Origin of the sequence: Paenibacillus sp. UNC451MF (assembly GCF_000686845.1) — a bacterium.
Classification (GTDB): domain Bacteria; phylum Bacillota; class Bacilli; order Paenibacillales; family NBRC-103111; genus Paenibacillus_S.
In genome coordinates, this window is record NZ_JMLS01000027.1 from 1 (window position 1) to 13730 (window position 13730).

The following is a 13730-nucleotide window of genomic DNA, read 5'->3' on the forward strand; positions in this document are numbered from 1 at the left end:
CAAAGCAACCTGCCTGGATAACGCATGCATCGAATCTTTTTTTTCGCATCTCAAAACAGAGAAGTTGTACCTCAAACAGTGTAATTCAGGAGCGGAAATTCAGCAAGCGGTGGAAGAATATATTTACGATTACAACTACCACCGTTTTCAAGCCAAATTAAAACAACGCGCACCGATTGAATATCGATGCGCGTTGGCAGCTTAGCTTTTTTCATCTGTCTACTTGACAGGGGTATGACCACTTGGCGGGTTTTTTATTTTGGAAATGAATTTAATCCAAAGTACCTTCATTGTAAGTCGCAGTTTCGCTTCAAAGGATTCCGTTGCGGGTAATGGCTTCGTAAAAAGGAATCTTAAGGGGGGAGCAGCATGTATATGCTCGGTATGGCACTGCTTGATAGTTTAAATCCGGCTGCTATTTCTATCTTAATTTTCATACTTCCTATGGTCAAAAAAACTTGGCATGCTGTATTCTTTATTGGCGGTGCCTTCATGACCTATCTTTTAACGGGATTAGTATTTTACTATGGAATTGACCGCTTTGCGAAGAAATGGCTATTCTCGTTATTGCAAGCATATCCTCTTGCTTGTTCCATCACTGGCATGATTCTAGGGGGACTGCTTATCGGAGTAGGAGTATTGTACACTGTTCGGATTGTCCGTTCCTTTCGACATAAGGAAGCGGAGAGCAGCTCAGGAATTTCCAATATTAAAAGCGTTCATCCGATGATGCTATTAGGTTTGTCTATTACATCAACATTGGGTGATGCGCCGACTTCGATCCCGTATATTGTGTTCATTAGTCATTTAACGGAACAGCATGTACCATTCTCGGTTATGATGCTGAATTTAATAGTTTATTGCTTTATTTTTGTACTTCCCATGCTTGTTTTATATATCGCATACGGATTGATTAAGGAAAAATTCAATTTCATTGAAACGGTAACACGGAAGGTGATGAATAAGCTCAGTAAGTATGCGGTTCCAGCAATGGCATATGCCGCGGGAATATGGCTGTTCTATATTTCCATCTAACGAGCAACTATTCTCAATCTACCGCGCTGAGTCAAAAATGATTGCTTTTGTCAGCGGCTCCGATCTATCTGCCATTCGTGAGCTCCTTGATGAATTGCCGGATCGAATACCGATGGTGTTCAAAGTCCAAAGGGAGGATTACAAGAAGCTTATTAAGTCAGGATTTCAGTTAAAGAGAATGCGTTCCTTTTATACGTATTCGTGCTTTGAGTCGATACCTATAACTGAAATCAATGAAATAATTGAAGAGACTGAACTCAATAATAGTTTACTCCCACTTTGGTCTAATAATGGGTACGATCCGCAACAATTGAATCAAATGTTTGAGCTTGGAGCCAGATCCTATACGCTTTATAAAGCTGGCGAACCTGTGAGCACCTGCTTAACATTTTATAATTACGCTAAGGTTTGGGAAATCGGCGCCGTGTATACCCCTGAAGAACACCGGGGAAAGGGCTATGCAAAGAAAGTAGTTGCGACAGCAGTCAATCGGTTATTAGAGAAGGAGCTTCTTCCAAGATATCAAGTGCTCGATTCTAATTTGTCATCGATAAAAGTAGCGGAGTCTTTAGGATTGTCGCGTGTGGTTACACTTGAACATCTATATTATGATGGATCTTAGATACAATGGATGCGGGATAGCAACAGCTGTCCTTTTCTTTTTTTTGAAAACAGAACGTACGTTCTAGTGGTTGCTGAGGGGCTAGTGTAAATTTTGATCCAATGTGAAACAAAGGAGGATAATGAACGTCTAACAAGATAGTGAAGCAGGGAGAGGAGTGGTCAATGTAATGAAAGGGAAGAAGCCATTATGGGTTGGTCTCTTAGTAGTTTGTCTTAGCACGGGGCTAACACCTTGGCAAAGCTTCGCGGCAGAACAAAGTGTTAAGGTTACCTTGCCCGAATTTGAGGTTAAGCTGAACGGTAATGATGTTGAGAACCAATACCGACAATATCCGCTTCTAGTGTATAAGGATATAACGTATTTTCCAATGACATATTATGACGCTAGGCTGTTGGGCTTGCAAACGAACTGGTCACCGGACGAGGGTCTCAGCATTGGTAAAGATCATGTAGCTTCCTCTTATATGCCTTATAAAACGAGCAGCAAAAATGCGAAAAGCTTCAAGGCTACCATACCGAACCTTGAGATTACGATAAATAATAAAACAGTAAACAATGCGCAGGAACAATACCCGCTCTTAAGCTATAATGATGTTATATATTTCCCGTTAACCTGGAGATTTGCCCATGATGAGTTCGGGTGGCAATATGAGTGGGAATCTTCAAAAGGCCTATCCATTCAGTCCGATAATGCTCAGTTGATATCGGCAGCATTGCCGGCTTTCGCTGGAGACAATGATGTTGCTCTATTTAAGGACTATTATTACTTTGTAGAGACAACCGGGACTAAGAATGAAGTGTTCAGAGCACCTGTTCAGGATACATCCCATAAAGAATTGGTTTACTCCTATGAGTTAGATACTTCCTATGGCCTCAATAAAAATTTGAAGTTCGATATAAGAGACGGTGAATTGTGGTTTTCTTATCACTCAGGTGGAGCCATCATGGGATCAGATGAATACTGCAAAGTCAACAGTGACGGAAAGGCAACCCAGGAGCATCGGGGATACCTTGATTTTAAAAATAGTCCGACAGGAACCTTGACGATCCGACAATTTGTCCCCCCAGGAGGAAATAATTTATCGTGGATAGCCAGTGGGGCTGACGCGGCGAGTGGCATAAACGTAGGGGACCCGAATCTTATTTATGGATGGCATATTGGCGCCGGCTACTCATCCGACCGCTCTACAACCATAATTGGTGACAATGCATATGTTTTGGCATCCACCTATCCGGTTGGCAAGGAGAACCTCAATAGGATTTATAGAGTAAATTTGAAAACCAATGAAACGGATAAGATCATCGACACAGAAGTAAGCCATTTTAAGCTTGTTAATAATAAGCTTTATTATGTGAAGGATGAGGATCAATCCTTGTATGTTTCTAATCTGGATGGAACCGGCGAGCAAAAGCTGTCCCATAACCAAGTTGGAAATTGGTACGACGAAATAGGCGGAGAAGTGTACTATACTAGTACTAATGCAGTTGGCCAAATTCATCTATATAAATCTGGGAAAACACAAGAAGATAAGCTGTTGTTGAATGAGTCCATTGACAGCGTGCAAAGAATGAACGAGCAATTGATCTGTAAGCTTACTCCGGGTGGGGATTACGGTGTTAAAGTACTGGATGCATCCGGCAAAGTACAACTTGCTATTGCTGACCAGGTATCGCGAGTTTTTGTTAATCAAGATCAATTTATACTCGTATCGGCAGAGGATCAATCGATTAAACTCGTAAAGTAGACACAAACAGCAAAATATGACAGCATTGGAAGACGACTGCCTACTTAATTAAGTAAGGTAGTCTTTTTTTCAATATGGAAGTTAGAAGCCTACATAGCCAATACGGCTTATGCCATCGAAAGAAAAAATGCTTACCAAGAATATCCGGAATATCCATTCTGCATTTGTACTATAAGAAAATAGGCCAAGCTGTGCCGTTATAATTTTTGATGATCAAATGCTTTTCTAGCCTCAAGAACGGAATCATAATGTGTATCGGTCCATCTATGAAGCGATCGCATGGGTTCAATTAATGTTTCACCCAATGGGGTTAACGAATATTCAACAGTAGGCGGGACCGTGGGATGGACCTGGCGGTTGACTAAGCCGTCTCGTTCAAGCTGACGTAACGTTTGGGTAAGCATTTTTTGCGTTACGCCTTCGATTTGCTTTTTCAAGTCGCTGTAACGCTTCTTGCCGCTTTCGAGTTCGTAAAAAACGAGCACGGTCCATTTGCTGGAGACTACCTCCAATGCACGCCGATAATGGCAAGGTGATTCTTTGTCATCAGATTGAAAGTCGTTATTCATGTTCTTACACTCCTTCGTAACTGATGTTCAACTTTGATCTTAGCGTATAACATTCTTCTGAACAAGAACCAAATGCTACTGATGTATGCGAAATGGATGCCAGATGATGGGGGAAGTGGATCGAACACGAATGTAGTTGACTATTTATTCGTATGTGAGGTTGTCAATGAGTATAGGATTGGAAAGGGTACCACTCCCGATCAATTGGAAACAATTTGAAAGTCCTGTCAGCAGCTTTTATAATGAAGTAAAGTCTAGTACTTCAATTAATAGGAGGGAACACAATGTCTGAAATCAAACTATCCGTAGATTACGATCAATATGAGGATGGAGTCAAAATCGTTGATTTAATAGAACAACTAGCGAGCAAGGAAGAAAGCTTACAGCTTGAGAGCCTCATTATCGGTGACTGGGGAGGCGCTTATGAGAATGATTCAAGCGAAGCGGTTGAGGCGTTAGTTAGATTGAAAGACCGTTTTCCGCAGCTGCGAAAACTGTTCATCGGTGATATGTCGTATGAAGAGTGTGAGGTGTCGTGGATCAATCAATCGAACCTTGCCCCGTTGTTATCCGCGTATCCTGAACTTACATCATTTACAATTAAAGGAAGCACGGGCCTTGTTCTTGATCCAGCTAAACATGAAAAGTTGGAAGAGTTGACCATTATTTGTGGTGGTTTAGGCAAAGAGGTCATAGCAAGCATTAGTGAAGGAAGCTTTAGTCGTTTGAAAAAGCTAGAGCTCTATTTAGGTGTGGATGAATACGGGTTTGATGGAAGCCTGGAGGACGTTCTTTCATTGATCGAACCAGGGAAATTCCCCGAACTCACCTATTTAGGACTTAAAGATAGCGAAATTCAAGATGAAATTGCGATCGCCCTCGCGAATGCTCCAATTCTTGATCAATTACATACACTGGATCTCTCGATGGGAACGTTGACGGACAAAGGCGCAGAAGCATTGATCCAAAGCGATAAGATCAAGAACCTGAAGTTTCTGGATCTAAACTATCACTACATGTCCGATGAAATGATGAACCGTTGGAGCAAATCCGGCCTCAATGTAGATACAAGCGATCAGCAGGAAACCGATGATGATGAGGATTATCGCTATCCTTCCTTGACGGAGTAAGAATGGATCAGATGATTTTGATCGGCAACTCTGGGAATCGGAGGACAGCCGGTATTCAAGCTGCGCGGGCCAAGCTGGACTTGTCACCGGCCATACAACTGAATTACATCGATTTGTTGAAAGGTAAGTCGTCTTTGTTATCGATAGTCGAGTCGCATGGGCTTGCGATGGATGAGCCACCTCTATTAAGGCTAGATGCTCCGGGAGAGCATTTCGAAGTTGAGCGTGAGCTAATTGCTTGCGGTGCTCCAGACATAGCAATCAGGGACGAGGATGATCGCTGGCTGCGATATGACAATAGACTGTTTCAGCCTATTTCCGTTAGGTTCGCAAGGGATTTGAAGGAAAGCAATGGAAGGCTCTATCATCCATCCCAATGGTTTCGCGGTTATTGTCGGCTCCTGTCTCGATTGGATAGGGAGGCAAAGCAGCTGTGGAGCAAGCCAGGTTGGATGAACGCTCCTGAGGACATTGCTGCTATGTTCGATAAACGTTATACCTACCAAGTATTGTCGGAGGCTGGCTTGCCAGTCCCAAGGAGATTAGCGTCTCCTGAAGCTGTACCGAATTACGAAGTACTTCGTGAAATGATGGAGAGCAATCGGACACATCGAATTTTCATAAAGCTGGCGACAGGTTCCGGCGCTTGCGGAGTGATTGCTTATCAAGTGAATCCGGTTACCGGAGCAGAATCCGCAGTGACCACAATGAGTGTGGAAAACAACTTGTCCAGACCTCCAGTGTTTTATAATCTGAAAAAGCTTCAGCAATACAAAGACCGAGATAGCATACGTCAAATCGTCAATTGGCTATTAAGCCATGGCGCGCATATTGAGCAATGGATTCCCAAAGCGGCTTACGGGGATAGGACCTTTGATATCCGGCAGCTGGTTGTTGCGGGGGAGGCTTGCCACAGCATTGCCAGAGTAAGCAGGACGCCGATTACGAACCTGCATTTGCGTAGTGATCGTATGAGCCTAGATGAGATAGGCCTATCTTATGACATCCAAGCAGCAGTGAGGTGTTGTGCCGAACAAACGGTGTCAGCATTTCCCGGATCTACCGTAGCGGGTATCGATGTGCTGCTAAGCAGCGGAGCGTACCGCCCATATGTGCTGGATGTTAATCCGTTTGGAGATCTGTTGTATCGTAATCAATTTGAAGGGCACGATCCGTACGAGTGGGAAATGAAAAGAATTGCAGCTCTCCCTCGACTGGCATAATAGAAGGGGGATCACCATGATGATCAACATGAATGAAATAGTAGGCAGTCATGATATTTTGATGATTACACTGGATACGCTACGGTACGATGCGGCTGTGCTAGAGGAAGAGAATTGTCCGAATCTATGCGGTGGAGGACACTGGGAGCGGCGCCATACTCCAGGCAGCTTTACATATGCAGCGCATCATGCTTTCTTTGGAGGATTTCTGCCTACCCCCGCTACGACGAATAAATCGGAGCATGTTCGTTTGTTTCATTCGAAGAATACAGGCTTAAAGACGCACCCTTATACGTGGTTATTCGATACGCCGGATATGGTCTCGGGACTTCAGGAAGAAGGATACCGTACTATATGTATCGGTGGGGTTATTTTCTTTACTAAAAAGGTTCCGCTTGCGAAAATACTTCCAGGATATTTTCAAGAGAGCTATTGGAGAATGACATTCGGTGTTACGAATCCGCGTTCCACGGAGTATCAGGTGAATCACGCTATCAAGCTTCTTCAAAAATTAGAAGCAACAGAGCGTCTGTTTCTGTTTATGAATGTGTCTGCTATTCATGGACCCAATCATTATTTTGTTCCTGGGGCGAGAAAAGACTCTGTAGAGACGCAGCGTGCAGCGCTCAGATATGTCGATGGAGAGCTTGGACGATTGTTCCAAACGTTGAGAGAAAGGGAGCGGCCCGTCTTTTGTATGGTTTTCTCTGATCACGGTACAGCTTATGGCGAGGATGGTTACGAAGGTCACCGGCTTGCTCATGAGGTGGTCTGGAATGTGCCGTATCGAGAATTTATTTTATAGAAGCGAGAGGAGCAGATGACATTGAGCCATACGGTTGACACTAACTATTCGTACATAATTGAACATCCCGAGGCTCTTCGCAGATGGAAGGAAACCATTGCTTCTGAGCCCTACAAGTCGTATCTATACTCTTATCCGCATAAAACCTCCTACAGAGAATTTGAGACAAAATTGCCATTATCCGAGCTGTGGAGTAAAGAACCCGCGGAATCATTCTTCTTATATATGCATATCCCGTTCTGCGGAGCACGATGCGGTTTTTGTAATCTATTTACGCTGCCTGACAAAAGTGCGGATGTCCACGCACAGTATGTGGATGCATTGGAGCGGCAAGCTGAGCAATGGGCTCCTTTTATCCAGAATAAACCTATCGCAAGGTTCGCCATAGGAGGGGGTACACCCACATTACTGGAGCCGTTTCAGCTTGATCGGTTGTTTCGTATTGCGAAAGAAAAGGTTGGAATGGACCCATCGCGAACTTCCATTTCAGTAGAAACTTCTCCCGAAACGGTGACAATCGATCGTCTAGACATATTAAAGTCACACCAGGTGGATCGTGTCAGCATGGGGATTCAAAGCTTTATCGAGGCGGAGGCGGAAGCAATTTACCGGCCCCAAAAGCCTTTGGAGGTAGAAAGAGCTCTTGAGCAGCTTAAGCAGTATCAGTTTCCGATACTTAATTTGGATTTGATCTATGGACTCCCTGGTCAAACGGTTGATTCTTGGCTTTACTCACTGGATCGCGCTTTATCCTTTGAACCGGGTGAAATCTTCATTTATCCGTTATATACCCGAGAGCACACGATTGTGAAGCCTGAACAGATTCGGCAAAGTGGTGAAGACCGGCGTATCCTTTTATATACTGCAGCACGTGATCGATTGCTTGCTCAAGGATACACCCAGTACTCCATGCGCAGATTTGCAAGGGAGGAAGCCAGTTCAAACAAACCACTTTTTCCGTATGGCTGCCAGGAGGAAGGAATGATTGGTTTAGGCTGCGGCGCACGTTCATACACGAGGAACGTTCATTACTCATCGAGATATAGCGTTGGCCGTTCAGCAACCGCAAGCATCATTGCCGATTATGTGGCTGCCGAGAATTATTCGACTGCAGATTACGGAATAATCCTGAGTGATGACGAGAAAAAACGACGGTTTATTCTGAAAGCCCTGCTGCATACTGAAGGGCTTGCCCTTAGCAGTTATGTGGAGCGTTTCGGAACACAGACGCTGGACGATTATCCTGAGCTACAGCTGTTGGTTCTTACCGGACTTGCTTGTATAGAGCCAGATCTCCTGTGCTTAACCCATGAAGGTCTTATGTACTCCGATGCTATCGGAGATTGGTTAATCTCAGCTGATATACGGTCTCGTATGGAAAGCTACGTGCTGTTATGAGGGCGACCATTTATTTCAGAGGCAGCTTATCCTCCTGTAATTATGATTGTCCGTATTGCCCTTTTAGCAAGAACACGGATAGTCCTGAGACATTGGCCAGAGACCGGCAGCAGATAGAGAAGTTTGTGCAATGGATCCGTAGTCAGGAAGCCAAAGAACATCGTATATCCGTATTTTTTAATCCGTATGGCGAAGGCCTCACCCACAGGTGGTATTGCGATGCAATGATTGAGTTGTCCCATATGAAGCATGTGGACAAAGTAGCTATTCAAACAAACCTCTCCGCTAAACTGGATTGGACCTCGGAATTGCATGCAGCTAAGACTGCATTCTGGGCGACTTATCATCCTGGACAGACGGACGAATCCAGATATGTAACTCAGTGTGAGAGGCTGTATTCGCAGAAAATACCATTCAGTGTAGGCTCGGTAGGAGTGAAAAGTGCATTCGATTCCATTTACTCATTAAGACAGGCGCTTCCAGAAGACGTTTATATGTGGGTTAACGCTTATAAGGATAAACTGGAATACTATTCGGAAGCAGATATTCTTTTTTTGACCCAGATAGATCCGCATTTTACTATTAATGCAGTAGATTACGATAGTATGGGCAAGCCTTGCTCAGCTGGGCAAGGCGTGTTCTATGTTCAAGGCGACGGCCGTGTTAAGCGATGCTATAAGGATCGTCAAGTTATAGGCAATCTGTACAGGGATGGGCTGGAAGGGATTGCTGAAATACGGCCATGCCGGATGAAGCAGTGTGACTGCTATATCGGCTATATTCATATGCCGGAACTGCAGCTTGACCGAATTTATGGGGAAAGGCTGTTGGAAAGGATAGCTAGAACAAAGTAAAGAGAAAGAAGCGTACTATGGAGCATAGAGGTCAAACTATATGGTTAACAGGGCTTCCTAGCTCTGGAAAAACAACTACAGCTATTGCTTTGGCGAATGCTCTCAAAGAAAAAGGAGTATTGGTTGAATGCTTGGATGGAGACGAGCTTCGTCGCGAAGTCGGTCGTGAGCTTGGATTCAGCAGGGAAGACCGAATGGAAAATATTCGTCGAGCCGTTTACATTAGTAAGCTTTTGAATCGTAATGGGGTCATAACCATCGTTTCTATGATCTCTCCCTATCTTGAGATGAGGGAGTATGCTCGATCGGAACTTGAACAGTTCATCGAGGTGTATGTGAATTGTCCGTTAGAAGAGTGCATCCGCCGGGATGTGAAGGGACTGTATGCCAAAGCCAGCAAAGGCGAGATCGCTTTATTTACAGGCATTTCGGACGTATACGAGCCTCCGACAAAACCTGAGATCACTATTCAAACGCATAAGAGCAATATTAATGATAATGTGAATATGATCATGAATTACCTGGCTAGATGAACTTCGCAATGAGGCAATGAAGCGACAAGTTATCAAGCTTACTTGGCGGTTTTTTGAACAATTAAAGCAGAAGTCGTTGTATCCTGAAGGGATTCTGGATTTACTGATAAATAGTTGTTAATAAGAAAAAATTACGATTCTTAAATGGTAAATGCACACCATAAGCGTTCCGCCTATATGATATAGGGAAAAGGATTCGGGAAAAAGGAGCGCTAGAAAGCAAATGTATGGTTACCCTCCTATTTATTACTATTATGGATTCAGACAGGAACCTCAGTTGGCCTAGACTCCATCGATGGTGGAATTGAACCGCAAATTAAGAGCATTATGGGAACAGCACGTGTACTGGACCCGATTGACGGTAAACTCCATTATAGACGGGCTTCCGGATGAAAAGGAAACGACAGCAAGGCTTCTACGGAATCCAGCTGATTTTGCAGAAGTGTTAAAGCCGTTATACGGTGAGGACATTGCCAAGCGATTTGCTGATTTGTTAACGGATCATCTAGCTATCGCCGCGGAATTGGTAAAATATTTACGTGCTGGGAATGCCTTGGCTGCATCTGATGCTCGAAAACGTTGGTTCGCTAATGCAGATGACATCGCCAACTTCTTAAGCAGCATTAATCCCTATTGGTCTAAAGAAGAATGGAGAAGCATGATGTATGAACATCTTAGGCTGCTAAGCGACGAGGTCGCCACACGATTTGCTGGAAATTACCAGCAAAATGTAGCTCTAGGTGATCAAATTGAATCGCAGGCACTAGGGATGGCAGATGTTATGATGAAAGGTGTTATCCAACAATTTCCAATGGCATTCACGAATTAATGGATGGTTGTGGTATACATGAGGGCTGCTGAGAATTCAGTGGCCACTTTTAACAATAATGAATCCGATGAAAACAAAGGAGAGCTGATGATGAATAAGCCTCAACTCGTTTTAGATGCAGCCGGCGTCATCGTTACGAACTTTTCACCTTTATTTTGGAAAGAGATTATTGGAGATTCTGCTATATCTTTTGAAGAATTAAAAGCTTTATTTAAAAAAGAAATGCGATTGCGGCTCTGGACAGGAGAAGCTAGTTTGGACGAATTCTGGAGTTGGCTCTCTGAACGGACTCCTCAAATGGATAAATTACATACGAAGAGACTGATCGATAAACATTTGGTTTCCTTACCTGCATTTGACCTTATTATCCAATGGAGCGTACAAGCTGATATCCACATTCTCAGTAACCATCGTACGGAATGGCTAGCTCCAGTATTAAACCCAATCGCCAATAACCTTAAAAGCATTACAATATCCAGTGAAGCAGGCTGCTGTAAACCGGACCCGACCATATATCGTCTCGTACAAAGCAAGATTGAAGACCCTAATGCATCCGTTATCTATGTCGACGATCAGGAGAAAAATATGGTAGAAGCTGAGAAGCTCGGATGGCATACAATTATTGCAGATCCAGGTGGTGAGTGGGTGTCAGAAATAGAGAAGCAGTTGAGTTTGTAAAGATGAACCGATGTTCTTGACCCATTTGGAAGTCTTTACATGTATAGATTGAGCCTATAAAATATAGATACACTATCGAAGGGCAGGCAGCGTATTGAAGAAGCATAAGTTGTTATACACCATTGCACTCGGAATATCCGTCTTCATCGGATCTGTATTTTATGAGAAACATTTTGATGATACTGAGACTAGTGTCACAGCTAACGTCCAATTGATTTTTCCAGCGGATCGCTTTCCTGAAACGGCACAGCACATTAAAGATGCTATTGCTTCAGGGGAATCTGCCATATGCACTATAGATCGTAAAGGTGCTGAAGACAACCGTAAGAAATCACTTCATGATGTCCCTACAAAAAAAGGCTATGATCGTGATGAATGGCCGATGGCAATGTGCGACGAGGGCGGGGAAGGTGCGGATATTAGATATATCTCCCCATCAGACAATCGTGGTGCAGGCAGTTGGGTGAGCAATCAGGTCGAGAAATACCCGGATGGGACCAAAGTTATGTTCATTGTTAAATAGCAATGGACTTTTTTTATATACGGAACACGACAGCGTCAAGATTTTTGCTGCATCGTTTTTTTTGAAATCATTATTAGGAGGTTTAACATGGATGTAGAACAATTCATGAAGTCGATGGAAACGATTTTCGGTGATCTTCTGACAAGGTTTGATAAGGGTGAGGAATATGCATTTTATGAATATGGGCCTAAATCCATACATCGAGTTGGCTATGCCACCAATATAACGCCCGAGATAGTTAGGCAAGCAGCTGATCTAAATATAGATCGTATTCTAACACATCACGATGCCTGGCATTTTATCTACGGTATGCAAGAAGAATGTCATGTTCAATTGAAAAAGCATTGTATCCATCACTTCTTTATTCATTTGCCATTGGATTACGCGGATTTTGGTACATGCTCTTCATTGTTCAACGCAATTGGCATCGATAATCTCATTCAGCCCTCAGTACATCATGAAGATCGAAGTATTCCAGGTATTGGAGAATATAAAGTTCCGATTGCTTTCGAGGAGCTGCATGAACGTATGAAATATGAACTCAATGAGGACGTGCGGGCTTGGAAACATTCCAGTAAAGATATTCATCGGGTTGGGATCGTTACAGGCGCAGGGAATTCAACCTTATCCATTCGGGATGCTCATGAATCTGGTTGTGATGCTTATATAACGGGTGAGAGGACGCTTTATACCATTCTGTATGCAAAATATATTGGGATGAATTTGATAGTGGGGAGTCATACGTTTACAGAGCTTTTTGGCGTGAGATCTTTAGCAAGGAAACTAAAAGAATTAGTTCCATATGTAGAAATCATTGAGCTTAAAGAAGAACACTTCGAGACTTAAGGCAAGTTTTCACGGGCCTTTTTTCATTGTAATCGGCCGACCCTTTCCCTCCGAATTATACAAACTTGGCGAATAACAAAAAAACCAAACATAAAACTTCCCCTATAAGAAGAAATTGAATGTTTGGCTTCTCTACTTGATTCTCGCTATTAAGAACCTGTCGATCGGTAATGCCGAACTCCAATATGCCAGACTAATAAACAAGGAATTAGAAACAAGAAGCCGGTCAAGGGTAGAAAGGCATAAAGCGAATTGTTAATGCCATCCCGTTCCAGGATGTAATTTAAGGGCAAATAATTGACGCATCCGAAAGGTATGATGAAAGTGAACAACCGTCGTACCCATATGTGATAAATATTTAATGGGTATTGGTTCATCTCACGCCCTCCGTCTGTAAAAATATTGGCAATCTCAAGCCCTTGAACGGTCCAAAAACTAATAGCAGCAGTTAAAATAAAGATTCCAGTGAAAATGACAGCTCCGCTAATAATCATTAACACCAGAGTTACCATTTTGAGAATGGACCAGTCCACTGAAATATGCATACAAGACCAAGCGAGGACGATTGCGCAAAGAAATAGTCGACCGATACGGGCGAATTCAAATTTGGAGCCGAACACTTGGATGACAGTACTTCGGGGACGAACAAGCAATCTATCGAAGTCGCCGCTTACTACAAGACTTGAGAAGGTGTCAAAGCCGCGCGCAAAACACTCGGTAATCGAAAATGCAATATTGGTGACTGCGAAGCATAATGCGACCTCGTAAAAACTCCAACCCTTAACCATACCGAAGCGATCAAACATGAAATACAAGCCTGCAAATGTCGTGAATGGAGTTAAACATTGTCCGACGATAAGAAGCAGAAACGATGCACGATACTGCATCTGCGATTTGAATAGAAGAAGCATGTATTTAAAATAAAGTTTCATTGTATT

15 protein-coding genes and 1 pseudogene are annotated in these 13730 nt (G+C 43.2%); 14 read left to right on the forward strand and 2 right to left on the reverse strand.

Annotated elements, in window-relative coordinates; translation table 11 throughout:
- The 4 genes from BP97_RS0124510 to BP97_RS0124525 form a co-directional block, all read left to right on the forward strand.
- A partial coding sequence (locus tag BP97_RS0124510; RefSeq protein ID WP_028551489.1) for an IS3 family transposase occupies positions 1–205 on the forward strand: 205 nt, incomplete at its 5' end.
- Between the two features lie 164 nt (positions 206–369).
- Positions 370–1035: a GAP family protein gene (locus BP97_RS0124515; RefSeq protein ID WP_028551490.1), complete on the forward strand. Its 666-nt coding sequence runs from the start codon at positions 370–372 to the stop codon at positions 1033–1035.
- 37 nt (positions 1036–1072) lie between these two features.
- Positions 1073–1657 (forward strand): GNAT family N-acetyltransferase, encoded by a 585-nt coding sequence (locus BP97_RS0124520; protein ID WP_028551491.1) that lies wholly within the window; start codon positions 1073–1075, stop codon positions 1655–1657.
- 169 nt (positions 1658–1826) lie between these two features.
- On the forward strand, positions 1827–3404 hold the full coding sequence (locus BP97_RS0124525; RefSeq protein ID WP_028551492.1) for a DUF5050 domain-containing protein: 1578 nt from the start codon (positions 1827–1829) through the stop codon (positions 3402–3404).
- Between the two features lie 197 nt (positions 3405–3601).
- Here BP97_RS0124525 and BP97_RS0124530 read toward each other — a convergent pair whose 3' ends face one another.
- Positions 3602–3973 carry a winged helix-turn-helix transcriptional regulator gene (locus BP97_RS0124530; protein WP_028551493.1) on the reverse strand — a complete coding sequence of 124 codons (372 nt, stop codon included), beginning with the start codon at positions 3971–3973 and terminating at the stop codon, positions 3602–3604.
- 284 nt (positions 3974–4257) lie between these two features.
- Here BP97_RS0124530 and BP97_RS0124535 point away from each other — a divergent pair, with 284 nt between their 5' ends.
- From BP97_RS0124535 to BP97_RS0124580, 10 genes and pseudogenes are all read left to right on the forward strand, one after another.
- On the forward strand, positions 4258–5103 hold the full coding sequence (locus tag BP97_RS0124535; protein WP_028551494.1) for an STM4015 family protein: 846 nt from the start codon (positions 4258–4260) through the stop codon (positions 5101–5103).
- Between the two features lie 2 nt (positions 5104–5105).
- Entirely contained in the window at positions 5106–6326 is a 1221-nt protein-coding gene (locus tag BP97_RS0124540; RefSeq protein WP_028551495.1) for an STM4014 family protein, read from the forward strand.
- 19 nt (positions 6327–6345) lie between these two features.
- Complete coding sequence (locus tag BP97_RS0124545) at positions 6346–7131, forward strand: STM4013/SEN3800 family hydrolase (protein WP_028551496.1); 786 nt, start codon at positions 6346–6348, stop codon at positions 7129–7131.
- 21 nt (positions 7132–7152) lie between these two features.
- Positions 7153–8529 carry an STM4012 family radical SAM protein gene (locus tag BP97_RS0124550; RefSeq protein ID WP_028551497.1) on the forward strand — a complete coding sequence of 459 codons (1377 nt, stop codon included), beginning with the start codon at positions 7153–7155 and terminating at the stop codon, positions 8527–8529.
- A complete protein-coding gene (locus BP97_RS0124555) occupies positions 8526–9383 on the forward strand; it encodes an STM4011 family radical SAM protein (protein ID WP_028551498.1) in 858 nt (285 codons plus the stop codon). The genes BP97_RS0124550 and BP97_RS0124555 overlap by 4 nt, the downstream gene beginning before the upstream one ends.
- A 14-nt stretch (positions 9384–9397) precedes the next feature.
- Positions 9398–9916 (forward strand): annotated as a pseudogene (gene cysC / locus BP97_RS37305) (adenylyl-sulfate kinase); the annotation flags it as partial.
- Positions 9917–10220: 304 nt separating this feature from the next.
- Positions 10221–10745, forward strand: a complete 525-nt coding sequence (locus BP97_RS0124565) for an acetylglutamate kinase (RefSeq protein ID WP_231506383.1) — start codon at positions 10221–10223, stop codon at positions 10743–10745.
- Between the two features lie 90 nt (positions 10746–10835).
- Positions 10836–11423: an HAD-IA family hydrolase gene (locus tag BP97_RS0124570; protein ID WP_197035531.1), complete on the forward strand. Its 588-nt coding sequence runs from the start codon at positions 10836–10838 to the stop codon at positions 11421–11423.
- Positions 11424–11568: 145 nt separating this feature from the next.
- Positions 11569–11946, forward strand: coding sequence for a NucA/NucB deoxyribonuclease domain-containing protein (locus tag BP97_RS0124575; protein ID WP_231506400.1), 378 nt, complete (start codon positions 11569–11571; stop codon positions 11944–11946).
- An 87-nt stretch (positions 11947–12033) separates the two neighbouring features.
- Positions 12034–12792, forward strand: a complete 759-nt coding sequence (locus tag BP97_RS0124580) for a Nif3-like dinuclear metal center hexameric protein (RefSeq protein ID WP_028551503.1) — start codon at positions 12034–12036, stop codon at positions 12790–12792.
- A 149-nt stretch (positions 12793–12941) separates the two neighbouring features.
- On the opposite strand, the gene BP97_RS0124585 is transcribed toward BP97_RS0124580, so the two are convergent.
- Entirely contained in the window at positions 12942–13724 is a 783-nt protein-coding gene (locus BP97_RS0124585) for an ABC transporter permease (RefSeq protein WP_028551504.1), read from the reverse strand.
- Positions 13725–13730: the final 6 nt, after the last annotated feature.

Coding starts and splice junctions, on each gene's coding strand:
- BP97_RS0124520 (WP_028551491.1), top strand. CDS start 1,073: ATGATTGCTTTTGTCAGCGGCTCCGATCTATCTGCCATTCGTGAGCTC.
- BP97_RS0124530 (WP_028551493.1), bottom strand. CDS start 3,973: ATGAATAACGACTTTCAATCTGATGACAAAGAATCACCTTGCCATTAT.
- BP97_RS0124545 (WP_028551496.1), top strand. CDS start 6,346: ATGATCAACATGAATGAAATAGTAGGCAGTCATGATATTTTGATGATT.
- BP97_RS0124585 (WP_028551504.1), bottom strand. CDS start 13,724: ATGAAACTTTATTTTAAATACATGCTTCTTCTATTCAAATCGCAGATG.
- BP97_RS0124525 (WP_028551492.1), top strand. CDS start 1,827: ATGAAAGGGAAGAAGCCATTATGGGTTGGTCTCTTAGTAGTTTGTCTT.
- BP97_RS0124570 (WP_197035531.1), top strand. CDS start 10,836: ATGAATAAGCCTCAACTCGTTTTAGATGCAGCCGGCGTCATCGTTACG.
- BP97_RS0124555 (WP_028551498.1), top strand. CDS start 8,526: ATGAGGGCGACCATTTATTTCAGAGGCAGCTTATCCTCCTGTAATTAT.
- BP97_RS0124540 (WP_028551495.1), top strand. CDS start 5,106: ATGGATCAGATGATTTTGATCGGCAACTCTGGGAATCGGAGGACAGCC.
- BP97_RS0124580 (WP_028551503.1), top strand. CDS start 12,034: ATGGATGTAGAACAATTCATGAAGTCGATGGAAACGATTTTCGGTGAT.
- BP97_RS0124535 (WP_028551494.1), top strand. CDS start 4,258: ATGTCTGAAATCAAACTATCCGTAGATTACGATCAATATGAGGATGGA.
- BP97_RS0124515 (WP_028551490.1), top strand. CDS start 370: ATGTATATGCTCGGTATGGCACTGCTTGATAGTTTAAATCCGGCTGCT.